13 protein-coding genes, 1 tRNA gene and 1 pseudogene are annotated in these 18,125 nt (G+C 39.5%); 5 read left to right on the top strand and 10 right to left on the bottom strand.

Annotated features, from left to right (window positions below; all coding sequences use genetic code 11):
* Nucleotides 1–20: 20 nt before the first annotated feature.
* Nucleotides 21–230: pseudogene (locus BLR60_RS21790) on the bottom strand (helix-turn-helix domain-containing protein); the annotation flags it as partial.
* Nucleotides 231–1,086: 856 nt separating this feature from the next.
* Here BLR60_RS21790 and BLR60_RS21795 point away from each other — a divergent pair.
* Entirely contained in the window at nucleotides 1,087–1,911 is an 825-nt protein-coding gene (locus BLR60_RS21795) for a beta-1,6-N-acetylglucosaminyltransferase (RefSeq protein WP_090503769.1), read from the top strand.
* Nucleotides 1,912–2,474: 563 nt separating this feature from the next.
* Here BLR60_RS21795 and BLR60_RS21800 read toward each other — a convergent pair.
* Nucleotides 2,475–3,068, bottom strand: coding sequence for an RteC domain-containing protein (locus BLR60_RS21800; protein WP_167354801.1), 594 nt, complete (start codon nucleotides 3,066–3,068; stop codon nucleotides 2,475–2,477).
* Between the two features lie 158 nt (nucleotides 3,069–3,226).
* On the opposite strand from BLR60_RS21800, the gene BLR60_RS21805 reads away from it, so the two are divergent.
* Entirely contained in the window at nucleotides 3,227–3,727 is a 501-nt protein-coding gene (locus tag BLR60_RS21805; RefSeq protein ID WP_090503774.1) for a hypothetical protein, read from the top strand.
* Between the two features lie 50 nt (nucleotides 3,728–3,777).
* On the opposite strand, the gene BLR60_RS21810 is transcribed toward BLR60_RS21805, so the two are convergent.
* Nucleotides 3,778–3,851: transfer RNA gene (locus BLR60_RS21810), tRNA-His, on the bottom strand.
* A 177-nt stretch (nucleotides 3,852–4,028) separates the two neighbouring features.
* Here BLR60_RS21810 and rnhA point away from each other — a divergent pair.
* The gene (rnhA, locus tag BLR60_RS21815; RefSeq protein WP_090503777.1) at nucleotides 4,029–4,502 is read left to right on the top strand and encodes a ribonuclease HI; all 474 of its coding nucleotides are present in this window, start codon (nucleotides 4,029–4,031) and stop codon (nucleotides 4,500–4,502) included.
* Here rnhA and fbp read toward each other — a convergent pair.
* From fbp to gloA2, 5 genes are all read right to left on the bottom strand, one after another.
* Complete coding sequence (gene fbp / locus BLR60_RS21820) at nucleotides 4,499–5,578, bottom strand: class 1 fructose-bisphosphatase (protein ID WP_090503779.1); 1,080 nt, start codon at nucleotides 5,576–5,578, stop codon at nucleotides 4,499–4,501. The genes rnhA and fbp overlap by 4 nt on opposite strands.
* A 19-nt stretch (nucleotides 5,579–5,597) precedes the next feature.
* Nucleotides 5,598–6,089: a metallophosphoesterase family protein gene (locus BLR60_RS21825; RefSeq protein WP_090503782.1), complete on the bottom strand. Its 492-nt coding sequence runs from the start codon at nucleotides 6,087–6,089 to the stop codon at nucleotides 5,598–5,600.
* A gap of 157 nt (nucleotides 6,090–6,246) precedes the next feature.
* Nucleotides 6,247–8,058 carry a serine hydrolase gene (locus tag BLR60_RS21830; RefSeq protein ID WP_090503785.1) on the bottom strand — a complete coding sequence of 604 codons (1,812 nt, stop codon included), beginning with the start codon at nucleotides 8,056–8,058 and terminating at the stop codon, nucleotides 6,247–6,249.
* Nucleotides 8,059–8,136: 78 nt separating this feature from the next.
* The gene (locus BLR60_RS21835; protein ID WP_090503788.1) at nucleotides 8,137–8,838 is read right to left on the bottom strand and encodes a tRNA1(Val) (adenine(37)-N6)-methyltransferase; all 702 of its coding nucleotides are present in this window, start codon (nucleotides 8,836–8,838) and stop codon (nucleotides 8,137–8,139) included.
* A 1-nt stretch (nucleotide 8,839) separates the two neighbouring features.
* The gene (gene gloA2, locus BLR60_RS21840) at nucleotides 8,840–9,223 is read right to left on the bottom strand and encodes an SMU1112c/YaeR family gloxylase I-like metalloprotein (RefSeq protein WP_090503791.1); all 384 of its coding nucleotides are present in this window, start codon (nucleotides 9,221–9,223) and stop codon (nucleotides 8,840–8,842) included.
* A gap of 273 nt (nucleotides 9,224–9,496) precedes the next feature.
* Between gloA2 and purL the strand changes: the two genes are divergently transcribed.
* Entirely contained in the window at nucleotides 9,497–13,180 is a 3,684-nt protein-coding gene (gene purL / locus BLR60_RS21845; protein WP_090503793.1) for a phosphoribosylformylglycinamidine synthase, read from the top strand.
* An 816-nt stretch (nucleotides 13,181–13,996) separates the two neighbouring features.
* Here the strand turns inward: purL and BLR60_RS21850 are convergent.
* Both BLR60_RS21850 and BLR60_RS21855 read right to left on the bottom strand, forming a co-directional pair.
* Nucleotides 13,997–14,347, bottom strand: a complete 351-nt coding sequence (locus tag BLR60_RS21850; protein WP_090503795.1) for an FEKKY domain-containing protein — start codon at nucleotides 14,345–14,347, stop codon at nucleotides 13,997–13,999.
* Nucleotides 14,348–14,364: 17 nt separating this feature from the next.
* Nucleotides 14,365–15,207, bottom strand: a complete 843-nt coding sequence (locus tag BLR60_RS21855) for an energy transducer TonB (protein ID WP_090503797.1) — start codon at nucleotides 15,205–15,207, stop codon at nucleotides 14,365–14,367.
* Nucleotides 15,208–15,409: 202 nt separating this feature from the next.
* On the opposite strand from BLR60_RS21855, the gene BLR60_RS21860 reads away from it, so the two are divergent.
* Nucleotides 15,410–17,584: a glutamine synthetase III family protein gene (locus BLR60_RS21860; RefSeq protein WP_090503840.1), complete on the top strand. Its 2,175-nt coding sequence runs from the start codon at nucleotides 15,410–15,412 to the stop codon at nucleotides 17,582–17,584.
* Nucleotides 17,585–18,125: the final 541 nt, after the last annotated feature.

The raw sequence follows: 18,125 nt of genomic DNA on the forward strand, positions 1-18,125 counted from the left end.
ATAAGAATATAAGTCACTATTTAATTAAACGAAACTTTGAATTGTAATGGAGAGCATCCTAATTTAGTCTTGAATAACTTGCTAAAGGATTGCGGGTGCTCAAAGCCTAAGCTGTAGGAGATCTCACTGGCCGATAGGTCCGTAGTCGTTAGCTTTGCTTTTTCGATTAGTTTATCATGTATGTCCTGCTGGGTACTTTGGCCTGTCAGCATAGTAAGCAGATTAGCCAGTTTTTGTTATCAAGACCGTTGCAGCATCTGTAAGCCTTCAATTGTCCAGCAAATGTTATCTCGCCAAATTCAACCGGACAATAGCCTAAAAATTTGGGGATTTGTGGAAACTATTTAATCTGCTGAACAGAATCCTTCTTCTCCCAACGAGTAATACAAAATCTTCCGTTACATCGATAACCCTTGCTACCTCTTTCTTTAACAGCCTCATATCTATCTTTTTTTTTCGGATATAGTCACCGATGATTACAGGTTTTTCGGGGGGGGGGGTAAATAGCTGGCAAAAATTCCTTATGTTGTTTCTCAAAACGTAAATAAGAAAACGCGTGTATAAAACCACGTTGATACATTCGTCTTTGGCCCAAAGAATTAGAATTGAAAATAACAATCGCATCCTCTTGAACAACAATAGAGTTGGTCACAGATGGAATTTGTTCATGAAGTTTAGTCAATTCTTGAAAAAATAGGAACAACCTATTAGATTTGAATACCCCAATGTTAAATCGCTATAAATGTGATTATTTTTACGGTTAATATCCACAGCAATATAATAATATAATGGGCATCACGAAAGAAAAAAAATGCAACTGGGTTAAACACATTTTTAATTAGTAAAATATCTGTAATTCTTTTACTAAAATTCGCGAGGTTATCTGGGTTTTCTTTATTAAAAGACACAGCAACGGGATACGAAATATTAATTATCTTAACCTTCTCATGGTGATAACCAAAGAGGAAAATATTTATGAATCTCTGAATTACAAAATATACACAAAATTATATTAATTTGATACATGTATATTCATAACCAATATTGAGATTGAACTATAGGTCAAAAATAATTAACTAAACGAGAATGCATATAACATATATCATTTTAGCGCATAAAAACCCGAAACAGTTATTAAGACTTGTGAGAGCTTTATCGTGTGAAAAGACGTTTTTTGTGATTCACATTGATTTTTACTCAGACATTAAGAACTTCATTGAAATCTTTACCGAAAGAGATCTACTTAGGGTACATTTCATACCCAAACGTTCGATGACAAGTTGGGGTAGTTTTGCAATTGTAGAGGCAACATTGACCTGCTTCCATTACGTACATACAGGGTTGACCATGACTACGAGGATCATATTGCTAAGCGGTCAGGATTATCCGATTAAAAATAATAAATATATACGTTCTTATCTAGAGTTCAATAATAACAGTATCTTCCTAAATTATAATAAAATACCCTATGATAAATGGGTTTATGGAGGCAAACTGAGATTTCCATGTTTTGAAATAATCACTGAACAAATAGAAATTTACTGTGGTTCCCAGTGGTTTTCGCTTCCATTTCAAGTACTTGGAATAATCTTCGAATTTTTAGAATTCAATCCCGATTTCATAACATATTACAAGGCAGTCGACGTTCCTGATGAAAGCTTTTTTCAAACATTGCTTTTAAATTGTGACGATGAGTTTGTGAAGGAAAATTTAGTGAATAGAAATCTTCATTTAATTAAGTGGGATTCCCCTTACATGCATCCTAGAGTTCTTGAAAAAAATGCTATGAAGCTTATAAAAAGAAGCCGATACCTATTTGCAAGGAAATTTGATGGAGAACAACCATCCGTGATTTTAGATAAAATAGATTCAGAATTATTATCGACCAAGAAAGAGCTGGCTGAGTTTTAAGATATCTTCAACTGTTCTCATCTAAATTAGTAATCAAGAAGTTATTGTTTGTTAAAAATTTAACAGAATACAGTTGAACCTTTCAAAAAATTAAATCATCCCTTAAATACGACTATCGATGAGATTTTTTTCACATATATACTTTTAGCTAAGCTTATCTCACTTAAATATTACCAAAGCAAATTTGATATTTCAAGTCGGTCAGGTTATAAGGAATCTAAGAATACCTCGTCAAGTGAGTCGAAAGAGGTTACAGATAAACTTCATGTTAGCAGACAAGCTTATGTCGGGTTTGAACCGAAGGTAGTAGTGCAAACACTTCACACTTTGTTTTATTAGCCTCTTTATATATTGCTTTGATTGATTGGGTCCTATTCGATTAATTGCCGACCGACATTTTGATCAGCCCTATTTAATCGATCTACGTGTTAATTTAGATTAAACGGGAAGCAATCTTGGGATGTGCTCCCGTTTTTCATTTATTGCTCAATGGATTTTACGATCCAGCCCCGCATTCTGTACGGTGGCCAATTCCAGTCAGTAGCTTGGACAGTCGGAAAAATTCAAAACCCATTTCTGCGCGCTGCCTTCCCCGGATCAAAAGCATCATCATCATCCATTTTCTTCAGCACCGCTAACCTCATAATGTCCAAAAAAGCCGTCCTACTGATCGTTTTCCTCGCCTTCAGATCATCAAAGCCGCGTTTGGACACTCGATGGTTCACTCCGAAAAACGTACCCACCACCTTGAACAATTCCACAATACCGATACTGCCACTATTGACCTGTCCCGTTAAATGGATACCATTTACCAGCTCAATCAGGTGAATATCCTCCCCCGTCCATTTGAACTCTCGCTGCAAACCGCCCAGAGGGTCAACCACTGTTGAAGACAAGGCCCCCCTTCCCGAAAGCGCATGTAACAGCGCCAGGATTTCATTACGCAAACGCTCCTGCGCCAAAAATGAGCTCACCAGCTCAGCATAGGTTTTTTTGGACAACAGGCACCTGAACTGGAGGCTTTTGAAAAGCAGCACGAGCTTTCCCGCCTGCTGACCGCTTTGCTGACCAATGATGAACTGGTGATACGTCTGGATATCCTGGAACCAGTGATCGAGCTGCTTGGGATTACCAATACCCTTTATCTGTTCAGGCACGGCATTTTGCGCATTATTGATGACGGTGGCACATCTACTGCTTTTCTACCTAAGGATGGCCTCAATTTGCTGATGAACTTCAGCAATTCGACAGCGCTTCAGTTGGACGCGATTCATGCCCGGCTGAAGGCGAAGCACACCGGGCGAAGGTCAGGGAAATGCTGGACCAGCATATTTTTCTGGCGGACAACTCCCGTATAGAGGTTGACGGCGCGTGGTTTTCAGAGCTGGTGACCCGGGAAAATGTTTCAGATCTTAAAAACGGAAGGCTAACCGGGCTTCTGGGTTTTGAAGGATCCTATACAAATATACTCGTGGGCGATGAAGATACCTTGCCGCTTTATCGGTTGAACCAGGCCAACAAAAGCCTGATTTATCTGCAGGAACTTGGCCTAACTACCCCAATTTTCACCAAATCGGCCATTAATGATAAGAGAAGGCTGATTGGTTCGATGTTCCCCGAAAAATTCGATTTTGAGAGCCTACAACATCGAACCGCTTTGGTGATCCAAAAATTTCAACTTATCTACCTGATAAAAAATAAATTAGAAGTAAATAAAAAAGGGCAAAAGATCTTTAAAAATCCTTTGCCCTGTAAAGGTACCCATATGGGGCTCGAACCAAAAAACATTCTTTATTGGCTCTATTCGACGATTTGAAAATCGCCTAAAAATAAAAAAGCCCTTTAAGATATCTTAAAGGGCTTACGGGTGGCTGATGGGGCTCGAACCCACGACCCTCGGCACCACAAACCAATACTCTAACCAACTGAGCTACAGCCACCGTGTTTTTTTGATGTCACAAAAGTACGACTTTTAACATTCCCTGCAAATATTTTTTTCAATGTTTTTACAACAAATTTTTAATTCCTTAACATTCAATTATTTGAATTTGAAAAAAAATTTCAGCAACAGATAAAATAGACAGTTTTAAACCTAAAAACATAACTTTACCACGTTTATGATCGAAATTTATACAGACGGAGCAGCTAGCGGAAACCCCGGACCAGGTGGTTGGGGTACCATATTAAGAGCAGGGCAACACTATAAGGAGTTAAGTGGCGGCTTTAGGATGACTACCAATAACCGCATGGAACTATTGGCTGTAATAAAAGGATTAGAAGCATTAAAAAGCTTAAACCAAGAGGTAACCGTTTATTCAGATTCGAAATACGTGGTAGATGCCGTGGAGAAGAAATGGGTTTTCGGCTGGGTAAGCAAAGGTTTTAAGGATAAGAAAAACAAAGACTTGTGGTTGAGATTCCTTGAGCTATATAAGCTGCATAAAGTAAAATTCGTTTGGATTAAAGGCCACAACGCTCATCCAGAAAATGAACGTTGCGACCGGTTAGCCGTATTTGCTTCTCAAGACAAGGCAAACTTAGCTATAGATAGTTTTTTTGAAGCAGAAAGAAATAAGGCAAGCTTGCTTTAATCCAAACCGCCGATTACATTTAAATCTTCGAGTTTAGCTTCTATATCATTTTCAATAGCGATTGATTTTTCCGTATATAACAACATCATTTCTTCAGCTTTTTCGACCATATTTTTTGATCCGATAAAAACTGGAACCCTTTGATGTAATTCTGTTGGATTAATATCCAATATACGTTCGAAACCGGTACTGGCCTTACCCCCAGCCTGCTCAATAATAAAAGCCATTGGGTTACATTCATACAACAACCTCAGTTTTCCATTTGGCGAACGTGAAGTGGTGGGGTAAATATAAATCCCACCTTTAATTAAATTGCGATGGATATCGCCCACCATAGAGCCGATATAACGTGAAGTATACGGACGTTTTGTGGCTTCATCTTCTACCTGGCAATATTTAATGTATTTTTTTACCCCATCCGGGAAATGCACATAGTTACCCTCGTTTACAGAGTACATATACCCGTTTTCCGGTATTTTCATCTGTGGGTGCGAAAGGCAAAACTCACCAATAGATGGATCGAGCGTGAAACCATTAACCCCTTTTCCGGTGGTATAAACCAGCATGGTAGAAGAACCATAAATAACATAGCCAGCAGCCACCTGTTCAGTACCTTTTTGCAGCACATCAGTTAAACTGGCCCTACCCTCGAGCGATTTCCTTCTGTAAATAGAAAAAATAGTACCCACGGCAACATTTACATCGGTATTCGACGATCCATCCAAAGGATCGATACACACGATATATCTTGCATTTTGCGAAACTGGCGAATCAATATGGATAATTTCATCTTCTTCTTCCGTAGCTACGATGCAACATTCACCTCCGCTGGTTAAGGCTGCAATAAATTGTTTATCAGCATAAACATCCAGTTTTTTCTGTTCTTCGCCCTGAATATTAGTGGTTCCCATATCACCAAGGATATCAACCAGACCGGCTTTGTTAATTTCGCGGTTAACAATTTTGGCAGCAATCCCAATATCGCGCAGCAGCCTCGAAAGCTCGCCTTTGGCATAAGGAAAATCTGCCTGTTTTTCTATAATAAATTGTCCTAGTGTTTTAACGCCACAAACCATACTTAGTGTATATTTTACATTATCTACCCGATAACTCTATGACCTCTAAGGTATGAATATTTTCGTCAGTAATACAAAATCTAATCAAGGTTCGCACTTTATGCCAACCGTGTTTTCCCGCCGCACCAGGGTTTATATGCAAACATTTTATCTTTTCATCAAACATTACCTTTAAAATGTGCGAATGCCCGGTGATGAATAACTTTGGAGGGTTAGTGTATATTTCAGGTTTTACATAAGATGAGTATTTATCCGGATATCCGCCGATATGCGTCATCCATACATCTACGCTTTCGCAGCTAAATCGATTTTTCTCCGGAAATTCATTTCTGATCGCTGCATCATCAATATTTCCGAATACCCCACGCAAAGGTTTAAAAGCCGCCAGCGGCGCAGCTACATCCTGACCAAAATCACCGGCATGCCAGATTTCGTCCACACTTTCAAAATGCTTAAAAACCGCATCATCTAAAAACCCATGCGTATCTGAAATTAATCCTATTTTTTTCACGATGTAAAGTTAATATGCATTACGCCTTACAAATTAATTACGGGTTAATTATTTTCTGTCCATTTAAAACAGCTGTTAAAAGATGTTTTACTTTAAGGATATACCAATGTGTAGAAATTCTAATGATGCCGGATGACCAGGCTGATCACCTCTGGTTTTAGTTTTGCCTAACCTGCCTAAATGTTCCGTTAGGCTGTATAAATGAAACAGACAAAGCTTTTGGTACACCTTCTTTCTTCTCGAATTTTAAACTAAAGCCTTTTAAATTTTTAAAATTAAAAACATCGTTTCCTACTGAAATGGTTTCGTATTCTGGCTGACCGGGGACTGAAACAAATAATGTTTTGCCTTTTAAATACACCTTGGTCATTCCCTTATCGCCGTAACTACCGATATAACTTTCTAACGTTTCAGCACTCAATTCAACCGTTTTTGGTTTGTATGTAAAAATGGCCGGTTTTATGCCCTGCTCGAGCAGAAGGCTAATTCCTTCAATTTTACCGTCCTGTCCGCTGATAAAATTAAAACGCAGATCGCTTTCTGCCGTATCAATCTTTCCCTTTTTATCTATGCTACTGATGCTGAATACATCATAATGATAATGCCTGAGCAAAAGTTTCTCTTTTCCCATCATGGCAAATAGCGAATCATTTTTAAATGACACATTGATCAAACCATAGGCAGGATGATCAAACAGCCCATCGTAATCTTTTAAAGGATGTGAAGGTTTCGTATGTAAAGCTTGGGTGCTTTCAGTTGTCTTTTTTGCTGCCTTCTCCCGCTCTTTCGCTTCCGCTTTAGCTTTGGTAGCCCGGCCGTTCCAGTCAATATTTTTCAGTTCCAATAGCCTATCGGCAATGCTGCTGTAAACAATTTTAGGAACATTGGAAGTATTTTGATTGGTTAAAACCACAATACCTATTTTATCTGTAGGAAAAAAGGATACACTTGCCGAAAAGCCATTGATATTGCCACCATGTTCTACCATATAGTGCCCACGGTAAGAACTGATCATCCAGCCAAAACCATAGTTAGACAGGTAAATATCCTTATCCGCTTCGGGTAAACCACCGCTTATTACCATCTGCGAGCTCGCAGCCTCTCTTATATAAGACGCAGGTAAAATCTCTTTTCCTTTATAAGTCCCCCCGTTAATCCACACTTTTAACCAGTGCGTCATATCGTTCGCACTGCTATTGATGCTACCAGCCGGTCCCATTCCGTCTATATTGTAATAATCAATCTTTTCAATAGCACCTTTATCATTTATAGTATAGGGTAACGAAGCATCATTATCCTTTTCGAATTCCAAAATACTGGTATTGGAACGGCTCATCTCCAAGGGATTAAAAAACTTTTCTTTAATGTTTTGCTCCCAGGTTTTACCGGTCAGTTTTTCAACTATCATGCCCTGTGCCAAAAACATAAAATTATTGTATTGCCATTTCGCGCGTACAGGAGCAGTTGGCTCCATATAACGCACCCTTTGTATAATACTATCGCGGTTGGAAGTATTAAACACGAACCAGGATAAATCGTAACGTGATAAACCGGTGCGGTGACACATCATATCGCGAACGGTAATCTGGTTGTTCATGTTATCATTATAAAACTTTAACTGTGGCAAATAGGAAGTAGCAATACCATCAAATGACAGATTCCCTTCTTTTTGCTGTAAACCAATAAGTGCAGAAGTAAATGATTTAGTGCTCGAACCAATAGCAAAAAGCGTATTCGGTGTAACCGGTTTTTTGCTTTCGACATCTCGGTAACCAAAGCCTTTACTATAAATTATCTGATCGCCTTTTACCACGGCTACCGCAAAACCAGCCACCTGCTGATCTTTCAGGATCCTGTTTAGCAAAGTATCGATTCCCGCTAAAGGATCTCCGGTTTTTTGTTTTTTTGATTGAGCAAGTGAAGATATTGCCAGGAGGCAGAGCAAGAACGCATTTAGGATACTTTTCATTTAAATTAGATGAGATTACACCTCCTAAATTACAAATGATAATGAGATTATATCAGAAAACGTGTAAATTCTATTTTATTAGTACGCCAAAAAGAAATCTTTAAGCAATATTTTATATTCAGGCGTATGCACCTTCAAATCTTCATATAGGTAGAAGTCACTTTCTTTTAATATCGTTTTATTTTTCCCTAAACAGATGATCTGCCTAAAAGTTGGCTTATTTTCATCGGAATGCAAATTGATCCGTTCCGCTATAGATAAATGATATTGAGATGCGATTGCAATTACTTCATCAGCCTGTTTAACCGGTAAAACAAGCCAGATTTGCCCCTCATCAGCCAAAAGTGAGTTTGATTTTTCAATTAACAACCCAAAAAAATCTTCACCTGCATGCCGGGCAATGCCTTTTCGTACTTCTTCATTTTTAAGATCATTCACAAAAAAAGGTGGATTGGAAACAATCAGATCAAATTGCGTAGCTGGGTTGTATTGTTCAATTGCGATATGGTTAATACTTAACCGCTCACTAAAAACTGACAACTGGAAATTTCTTCCTGCTGTTTCTGCTGCCTGCCCGTCTATCTCCACCGCATATATATGTGATTCAGGAAAACGTTGCGCCAACATCAATGCAATTACTCCGGTACCCGTTCCGATATCCAATATATTTTTAGGCGCATGTTGATTTGCCATAGCCCCAATTAAAACCCCATCGGTATTAATCTTCATGGCGCAACCTGTCTGATCGACCTCAAACTGCTTGAATTTAAAAATACTCATGCTAAACCTCGTACAATTCTAAAGGTAAACCATCCGGGTCTGCAAAAAAAGTAAAACGCTTATCGGTAAATTTATCAATGCGGATCGGTTCGGTCACAATTCCCTGTTCATTTAATCGCTTAATTTCCTGCTCAATATCCGTTACCTCAAAGGCCAAATGGCGCAAACCCTGTGCCTCTGGTCGCGATGGCCTTGCTGGCGGATTTTCAAAAGAAAAAAGTTCGATCTGATATACACCATTCACCGCCAGATCCAGTTTGTACGATTTCCGTTCTGCACGGTATACTTCAGCAAGTACGGTAAAGCCCAATCTATTCACGTAAAAATCTTTGGATTTTTGGTAATCCGAGCAGATAATGGCAATGTGGTGGATTTTATTGAACATAGATTTGATTTTATAAATTTTGTATTGCAATTACACTACGATTGACAGTCTTTAATAAAAAACCGTCATCTCGACTGGAACGCAGTGGAATGCCTGCCCGTACAGGCGGGGAGAGATCTGCCTTTATAGATTTCTCGACTTCGCTGCACTCCGCTCGAATTGACGATCTATGGGTTACATTTATGTCAAAAGTAATAAAAGCATAATTATATTGCTCCCTACGATAAGCTTTTTAAATTTTTAACGCTAAATTTGCGACTTCAAAAAAAAAGCATGATTCATTTCTTCTCTAGTCATCCTGAGCCTGCCGAAGGGCAATCGCAAACAGTTTTTGTTCTACAAACAGACAAAGCGCTTTCTACAACTGATATTACCAAACTCGAATGGTTATTTGGCGGCGCCAAAATCTCACAAGAAACAGCTTTAAAAGGCTTCTTTGTAGGTCCGCGCGCAGCTATGATTACCCCATGGAGTACCAATGCAGTAGAAATTACGCAGAATATGGACATGCAGGGCATTATCAGGATTGAAGAATTTAAGCAGGTTAACGAAACCTTCGCTGATTACGATCCGATGCTTTCTCAAAAATACGATAAGATTGATCAGAACATTTACACCATCAACATCAAACCTGAGCCAATTTTAGAAATTAATGATATTGCTGCTTACAATAAACAAGAAGGACTGTCTTTAAGCGATGAAGAAGTTAATTATTTAAACACTTTAGCGCAAAAATTAGAAAGGCCATTAACGGATTCAGAAGTTTTCGGCTTCTCGCAGGTGAATTCAGAACATTGCCGCCACAAAATCTTTAACGGAAAATTTGTAATTGATGGTGTAGAGCAGCCTACCTCTTTATTTAAACTGATCCGCAAAACTTCAGAAGAACACCCTAACGATATTGTTTCGGCATATAAAGATAACGTTGCTTTTATTAAAGGACCTAAAGTGCAGCAATTTGCACCTAAACGTGCCGACCAGCCTGATTTTTATGCTTTGAGCGATTTCGACTCCGTAATCTCTTTAAAAGCGGAAACACACAACTTCCCAACTACCGTTGAGCCTTTTAATGGTGCTGCAACAGGTTCAGGTGGCGAAATCAGAGATCGTTTGGCTGGTGGGCAGGGTTCTTTACCTCTAGCCGGAACGGCAGTTTACATGACCGCACTTTCGCGTTTGGAAGATAACCGCCCATGGGAACAAGGTGTTGAAGAAAGACAGTGGTTGTACCAAACCCCAATGGATATCCTGATCAAAGCATCAAACGGCGCTACCGATTTTGGAAATAAATTTGGCCAGCCACTCATTACCGGTTCGGTTTTAACTTTCGAACACGAAGAAGATAACCGTACACTGGGTTTTGATAAAGTAATTATGCTTGCGGGTGGTATTGGTTACGGCAAAGCCAGCCAGGCGCAAAAACTTAAACCACAGGAAGGCGATAATATCGTAATTTTAGGTGGTGAAAATTATAGAATTGGCATGGGTGGCGCAGCAGTTTCGTCTGCTGATACCGGTCAGCACGGAAGCGGCATTGAATTAAACGCCATCCAAAGATCGAACCCGGAAATGCAAAAACGCGCCGCAAACGCCGTTCGTGGTATGGTAGAAAGCGATCACAATCCGATCATCTCTATCCACGATCACGGTGCAGGTGGTCACTTAAACTGTTTATCAGAACTGGTTGAGGAAACCGGTGGTTTAATCGACCTGGATAAACTGCCAGTTGGCGATCCTACCCTTTCGGCAAAAGAAATTATTGGTAACGAATCGCAGGAAAGAATGGGATTGGTAATCGGCAACGAGCATATCGAAACCTTACAAAAAATTGCTGACCGCGAGCGTTCACCAATGTATACCGTTGGTAAAGTTACCGGCGATCACCGTTTCACCTTTAAATCAGCCACTACCGGCTTAAAACCAATGGATTTTGAGCTGGCCGACATGTTTGGCAGCTCGCCCAAAGTTGTAATGGAAGATAGCACGATAGATCGTAAATATAGCGCACTTAATTATGATGCTGCCCAATTAAACACTTATTTAGAACAAGTACTTCAGTTAGAAGCGGTAGCTTCCAAAGATTGGTTAACCAACAAGGTTGACCGTTGTGTGGGTGGCCGTGTAGCGAAACAACAATGCGCTGGTCCGTTACAATTGCCGTTAAACAACTGTGGTGTAATGGCTTTAGATTTTCAGGGTAAAGAAGGGATTGCCACTTCAGTTGGACACGCTCCGATCTCAGCGCTGATTGATCCGGCTGCAGGTAGCCGCAATGCCATCGCCGAATCACTTTCGAACATCGTTTGGGCACCTTTAAAAGATGGCTTAAAAAGCGTTTCGCTTTCTGCCAACTGGATGTGGGCCTGTAAAAACGAAGGTGAAGATGCCAGATTATATTCAGCAGTAAAAGCTTGTTCTGATTTTGCAATAGATTTAGGTATCAACATCCCAACCGGGAAAGATTCCTTATCCATGAAACAGAAATATGCCAACGGCGATGTGATTGCGCCCGGAACAGTAATTATTTCTGCAGGTGCCAACTGCGACGACATCACCAAAGTGGTTGAACCCGTATTGCAAAAAGAAGGCGGTGCGATTTACTACATCAACCTGTCTAACGATAGCTATAAATTAGGTGGTTCATCTTTCGCACAGATTTTAAACAAGGTAGGTACCGAAACACCTGATATTAAACATGCAGATCAGTTTAAAAATGCATTTAACACTTTACAACAATTAATCAAAGGAGGCCAAATCCAGGCCGGACACGATATAGGTAGCGGCGGTTTAATTACAACGCTACTGGAAATGTGTTTTGCCGACCGCGATTTAGGCGCACAAATAGATTTATCGGCGTTAGCAGAGCAGGATAGCATTAAATTGCTTTTTGCTGAGAATATTGCTGTTGTTTTCCAGGCCGATGCTGCTGTTGAAGCCACATTGACTGAAAATGGTGTTACTTACCATAAAATTGGTAGTGTAAATACATCACCAACACTTGAAGTTAAAAATGCGGCTGACAGCTTTAGTTTTGATATCGATCGCTTGCGCGATGTTTGGTTTAAAACCTCATACTTATTAGATAGCAGACAAACCGGAAATGGTTTAGCCAAAGCGCGTTACGACAATTATAAAAACCACGTTTTAAATTATAGTTTCCCGCTAACTTTTGATGGTAAAAAACCAGTAATAGACGAAACCAAACAAAGGCCAAAAGCAGCCATCATTCGCGAAAAAGGAAGTAATTCTGAGCGCGAACTGGCAAATGCGATGTATCTGGCCGGTTTTGATGTGAAAGATGTACACATGACCGATTTAATTACCGGCAGAGAAACTTTAGAAGATATCCAGTTTATTGGTGCAGTGGGTGGTTTCTCCAACTCTGATGTTTTAGGATCGGCAAAAGGCTGGGCAGGTGCATTTTTATATAATGAGAAGGCAAGAATTGCTTTGGAAAAATTCTTTGCCCGCCCTGATACTTTATCTGTAGGGATTTGTAACGGCTGTCAGTTATTTGTTGAATTGGGCTTAATTAATAAAGACCATACAGATAAACCGAAAATGTTGCATAACAAAAGTGGCAAACACGAAAGTATTTTCACTTCGTTAACTTTACAGGAAAATAATTCGGTCATGTTATCAAGCCTTGCCGGCAGCACTTTAGGGGTATGGGTATCGCATGGCGAAGGTAGATTCTCTTTACCGTACGCAGAAGATCAATATAAAATTGTTGCCAAATACGCTTATGAAACCTATCCGGCCAGTCCAAACGGTTCTGATTACAACACCGCCATGTTATGCGATGAAACCGGACGCCACCTGGTAATGATGCCGCACATTGAACGTTCATTGTTCCAATGGCACTGGGCAAATTATCCGGCAGGCAGAAAAGATGAAGTTTCGCCATGGATGGAAGCCTTTGTAAACGCCCGCAAGTGGATTGAAAACCAAGGATAATATTTACAGAACTTACAGCGTTGTCAATTTTAATAGCATAATAGCAAGCAAGTTGACAACTCTCTATAACTAATTTAGATGGATGATGGAATTAAAACCATCATCCATTTTTTGTTTAAACACCTTCATCATCTCGAGCGGAGTGCAACGGAGTCGAGATAGATTTCTCCCCGCCTGTACGGGCAGGCCTGTCCGCACAGGCGGGCATTTCACAACCGATGAAACCTGAAACAAGCAAGCATACCATGATAAATAATAACAGCTACTTAAACCGGTAAGCTTGAGTGGAAATGACGTTTTTTTTTATTATGCTAATTGATTTCTTTATCAGGAAATGAGCGTTCTGTTTTTCATAGCTGCTGTACACCCGCCATCGCTTATAGTCCTCGTTCTGTTACACTTCACTGCGGGCTAACCGCTCTGTCGGGTTTATTAAACCAAAGCCTGTTCATCTACATACTGCCTCTTTCTGCACCCGCCTTAAACCTTTAACAGCATTACCGGCCCTGCCACCTAAACCCGACCGAAGTGGAAAACCCGGAGCCAGCGGTACGAGGGCGAGGATTTGAAACAAAGGGCGGGACAATCGGAACTGAAAAGCACTGTATTTGCTTTCCAAAATCTATCATGCTAACACACTTCTATTCCACAATTATCTAGGCAGGGAAACGAAACAAAAAAACGGCCTGAGCACCGCCCAAACCGTTCATCTACATCTACCTCAAAACAAGAGTGTTAATAGTTAAAGATGTAAGATGATATAGATAAGATGGAAAGATAACCATCATCCCTTTCCCATCCTACATCATCCATCCTCTAAATCCCCCGCACATCCTTTCTCACTTCTTTTCTCCAGGCTTTCCCATATTTCTTGTCCATAAAAGAGGCGACTACTTTATTATAATCTTCAATCCTGATGTCTGAAGGTCCTACACAGCCCAAATCAAAATACACCACACCATATTTTCGCTCAAATCGTTCCTGTCCTTTAACACGGGTAGCCACAATCCCTCCCTGAATCAGGAGTTTGAGTTTACCATTTTTAATATCGGCATTGGCTTGTTTAATGCTTTCCGCTTTAATATGATCAGTGATTAATAAAGGTTTGGCATTTAGGTGTACCGACAGCAAACACAGAATCAACCAAATTATAGTGCTCTTTTTCATGGGGTTAGATTGTAAATTTAATTAGAAATCTGAAAATTAATAGCCATATTATACCTCACCCGTACAGGAACACCTTTATTTTTTCCAGGTTTCCATAGTGGCGATTTTTTAATTACTTTCATGGCTTCTTCATCGCAGCCAAAACCGATCCCTTTTATTACAGAGACATCGGTAATCGACCCATCTTTTTCTACTACAAAACTCACGTACACCTTACCTGATGCACCTTCATCCTGTGCTCTGGAAGGATACCTTAAGTTACGCTCCATATATTTAGACCATGCCTTGGCACCACCATTAAACTCAGGATATTCATCAGCACCTAAATAGATCTCTTTATCTTCCGCTGTTCCAGTACCTTCTTTAGCTGTTCCGGTTCCATCGCCATTACCTTTAATATCCGAAATCGTTGCATTAGGCGCAACAATACCATCTTGCGTTTTATCGCTGATCACCGAATTTTCAATTTCTTTAATAGTTGGCGGATCTGGAAGATCTACTTTATTGACCACAACTACCTGCGATGGTAACGCAATTGTTTTTACTTTAACCGGTTCAGCTTTTGCAGGTTCAACCTTTTTCTCCGGCTCTGGCGTTTTTGGTTTCATTTGGTGAATCACATTAGTTAAATCAATAACCTTCGCTTTTTCGACAACCACGTTTTCCTTAGGCACTAATTTGTTATAAATTAAAGGGGAAAAACAGGCGATTACAAACAAACTACCCGATACAAGGAGTACCCTTGTCATAATTGACGAAGATTTAGACCTTAGATCATAAGCGCCATAGTTTTTGTTGCGGTCTGCAAATACAAGATCGAGCCACTCGGTCTTGTATACGTTAATTGAAGAGTTGAACATAGCTTTTATTTTTATACCATGATGCAGCTAAATCCTCAATTCCATAAAATATTCAAAAAATCCATTTTTGTTGCAAAAAATGAAATTTCTCAGCCGAAAACCATTTTTTTATTTCATTTTCAATAAAATTGATTTAAATTTTACGATTACTTCACCAGAATTAATAAAATATACTATTTTTGACAAAAAACATAACGAATTAATGAAAAGCTTAAGAACCATCGCATTAAAAGAGGCTCAAAACAGAATTTCGCCTGAAGTTAAATCTCCTTCTGCTAAAATTTCTGACTTTTTTGGCGCTAATGTATTTGATAAGAAAAAAATGAGAGATTTCTTATCTAAAGACGTATATGAGAAATTAATTTCATCGATCAACCAAGGTGAGTTAATTAACGCTGATGACGCTAACCAGATTGCTACGGCCATGAAATCATGGGCAATGGCTGCTGGAGCAACCCATTATACACACTGGTTCCAGCCTTTAACCGGTACTACAGCTGAGAAACACGATTCGTTTTTTGAGCCGAGCGGTGAAGGTGCAATTGAGAAATTTTCTGGTAGCGCTTTAGTTCAGCAAGAACCAGATGCATCGAGTTTCCCTAACGGTGGTATCCGTAATACTTTCGAAGCGCGTGGTTATACTGCCTGGGATCCTTCATCTCCAGCATTCATTATGGAAAGCAAAGCAGGTAAAACCCTTTGCATCCCAACCGTTTTTGTATCTTATACAGGAGAAGCATTAGATTATAAAGCACCATTATTAAAAGCATTAGCGGCATTAGATAAAGCGGCTGTTGATGTTTGCCAGTACTTTGATAAAAGCATTACTAAAGTAAATGCTTCTTTAGGTATTGAGCAAGAATATTTCCTGGTTGATGAGTCGTTATTTAACGCGCGCCCGGATTTATTGTTAACCGGCCGTGCTTTATTCGGACACATGTCTGCTAAAGGTCAGCAATTAGAAGATCACTATTTCGGTTCTATTCCTGAGCGCGTATTCAGCTACATGGTAGATTTCGAAAACGAGGCCCTAAAATTAGGTATTCCTTTAAAAACCCGTCATAATGAGGTTGCACCTTCTCAATTCGAATGTGCTCCAATTTATGAAGAAATCAACTTAGCAATCGATCACAATCAATTGTTGATGGATTTGATGGAAAAAGTTGCCCGTCGTCACCATTTCCGCGTTTTATTACACGAAAAACCATACGCAGGTATCAATGGATCAGGTAAACACAACAACTGGTCGTTAATTACCGATACCGGTAAAAACCTATTGGCTCCGGGTAAAACGCCAAAAAATAACTTAATGTTCCTTGCTTTCTTTGTGAACACCATTAAAGCAGTTAGCGAGCATGCAGATTTATTACGTGCGAGTATTGCATCAGTAAGTAACGATCACCGTTTAGGTGCTAACGAGGCGCCACCTGCAATTATCTCTATCTTTTTGGGTTCTCAATTGAACGACGTATTAGATGAAATTGAGCACTCACGTATCAGCAAAAAAATCAAAGAAGATAATGCACTTTGGTTAGGTATCCCTAAAATCCCTCAGATTTTATTAGATAATACCGATCGTAACCGTACTTCTCCTTTCGCTTTTACCGGTAACAAATTTGAGTTAAGAGCTGTAGGTTCTTCTGCAAACTCTTCTGCGCCAATGACCATCTTAAATGCGATTATGGCCGAGCAATTAATTAAATTCAAAGCTGAGGTTGATAAATTAATTAAGAAAGGTGATAAAAAAGACATCGCTTTATTAACGGTGATCAAAAAATACATCAAAGAATCTAAATCAATCCGTTTCGAAGGTAATGGTTATAGCCAGGAGTGGGAAGATGAGGCTGCAACACGCGGTTTATCAAACATTAAAACTACACCAAAAGCTTTAGATGCTTACTTAACTGAAAAATCGGCTGATTTATTTGCTACAACAGGTATTTACAGCTCACGTGAAATTCATGCCCGTCATGAAATCATGTTAGAAAACTTCTACAAAAAATTACAGATCGAAGCACGTGTAATGGGCGAAGTAGCCAACACGGCGATCATTCCTGCTGCAATTGCTTACCAAAACTCTTTGATCGAAAACGTAAAAGGATTAAAAGAAATTGGTGTAAACAGTAAAGTTTCTATCGATATCGTTAAAAAATTATCTGAACACTTAGATATCGTTAAAACCAATATCGATGCGATGTTAGAAGAACGTAAAGTAACCAACAAAATCGAAGACACCCGCGAAAAAGCGATTGCTTACGATGAGAAAGTTAAATCTTACTTCGATACCATCCGCTACCATGCCGATAAATTAGAACAAATTGTAGACGATAGCGTTTGGCCTTTACCAAAATTCAGAGAATTATTATTCATGAAATAGATTTTAAGCCGTAGGGTTTAAGGTATAGGGCGTAAGGTTTAACTTTACGCCCTTTTTCGTTTCATAAAATTCGTCATTGCGAAGAGGAACGATGAAGCAATCTTACAAAGATCGCTATACATATACCCATCAACTTATATGTCGTTAAATCCTTAATGTGGTTAAAGATTTAGGAAATGATAAAAATTAATAGTCCTCATGTCCTGATAACGAATGGTCGAAAAGTTTGATATGTGCTCAGCTATCTTTTTTTCTGGTTTGCATTAACCACTGCTTCTCAGTTAAGATAGTCCTGCTTTCCTTTCTGCTATAAAGTTTTCTTCCTCTTAAAATTCATCTCTCATAGCATCCCCCTGCATATCGTCATCCTGAACTTCAGCCAGGCCATTCGGACGGGTGTTTCAGGATCTAAAACGCATAATTATAAATGGCAAAAGGTTTTCTGGAAAGCAATACCCCTGCGCATCGGCAAAGCTAGTCCTGCTTTCCTTCCTGCTGTAGAGCTTTCCTCGTCTCAAAATCCATCTCTCACAGCATCCAT

The organism is Pedobacter terrae, from assembly GCF_900100705.1.
Lineage (GTDB): Bacteria > Bacteroidota > Bacteroidia > Sphingobacteriales > Sphingobacteriaceae > Pedobacter > Pedobacter terrae.

Excerpts from the sequence above, each read along its gene's own strand:
- fbp (WP_090503779.1), bottom strand. The coding sequence starts at position 5,578 with ATGGTTTGTGGCGTTAAAACACTAGGACAATTTATTATAGAAAAACAG.
- BLR60_RS21805 (WP_090503774.1), top strand. The coding sequence starts at position 3,227 with ATGCTGGACCAGCATATTTTTCTGGCGGACAACTCCCGTATAGAGGTT.
- purL (WP_090503793.1), top strand. The coding sequence starts at position 9,497 with ATGATTCATTTCTTCTCTAGTCATCCTGAGCCTGCCGAAGGGCAATCG.
- BLR60_RS21855 (WP_090503797.1), bottom strand. The coding sequence starts at position 15,207 with ATGTTCAACTCTTCAATTAACGTATACAAGACCGAGTGGCTCGATCTT.
- BLR60_RS21850 (WP_090503795.1), bottom strand. The coding sequence starts at position 14,347 with ATGAAAAAGAGCACTATAATTTGGTTGATTCTGTGTTTGCTGTCGGTA.
- BLR60_RS21860 (WP_090503840.1), top strand. The coding sequence starts at position 15,410 with ATGAAAAGCTTAAGAACCATCGCATTAAAAGAGGCTCAAAACAGAATT.
- BLR60_RS21830 (WP_090503785.1), bottom strand. The coding sequence starts at position 8,058 with ATGAAAAGTATCCTAAATGCGTTCTTGCTCTGCCTCCTGGCAATATCT.
- BLR60_RS21835 (WP_090503788.1), bottom strand. The coding sequence starts at position 8,838 with ATGAGTATTTTTAAATTCAAGCAGTTTGAGGTCGATCAGACAGGTTGC.
- gloA2 (WP_090503791.1), bottom strand. The coding sequence starts at position 9,223 with ATGTTCAATAAAATCCACCACATTGCCATTATCTGCTCGGATTACCAA.
- BLR60_RS21795 (WP_090503769.1), top strand. The coding sequence starts at position 1,087 with ATGCATATAACATATATCATTTTAGCGCATAAAAACCCGAAACAGTTA.
- rnhA (WP_090503777.1), top strand. The coding sequence starts at position 4,029 with ATGATCGAAATTTATACAGACGGAGCAGCTAGCGGAAACCCCGGACCA.